At 54.3% G+C, this 521-nt stretch carries 1 rRNA gene; it reads left to right on the top strand.

The window, feature by feature from the left end:
- Window positions 1-521: ribosomal RNA gene (locus CKO11_RS17380) — 23S ribosomal RNA — on the top strand; the annotation flags it as partial.

Here is a 521-nt window from a genome sequence, read left to right as displayed (position 1 = left end):
TGCTAACGTCCGTCGTGAAGAGGGAAACAACCCAGACCGCCAGCTAAGGTCCCAAAGTCATGGTTAAGTGGGAAACGATGTGGGAAGGCACAGACAGCCAGGATGTTGGCTTAGAAGCAGCCATCATTTAAAGAAAGCGTAATAGCTCACTGGTCGAGTCGGCCTGCGCGGAAGATGTAACGGGGCTAAACCATGCACCGAAGCTGCGGCAGCGACGCTTATGCGTTGTTGGGTAGGGGAGCGTTCTGTAAGCCGTTGAAGGTGTGCTGTGAGGCATGCTGGAGGTATCAGAAGTGCGAATGCTGACATAAGTAACGATAAAGCGGGTGAAAAGCCCGCTCGCCGGAAGACCAAGGGTTCCTGTCCAACGTTAATCGGGGCAGGGTGAGTCGACCCCTAAGGCGAGGCCGAAAGGCGTAGTCGATGGGAAACAGGTTAATATTCCTGTACTTGGTGTTACTGCGATGGAGGGACGGAGAAGGCTATGTTAGCCGGGCGACGGTTGTCCCGGTTTAAGCATG

Source organism: Rhodobacter sp. TJ_12, from assembly GCF_020023995.1.
GTDB lineage: Bacteria > Pseudomonadota > Alphaproteobacteria > Rhodobacterales > Rhodobacteraceae > Rhodobacter.
This window is presented reverse-complemented; position numbering and strand designations above follow the sequence as displayed.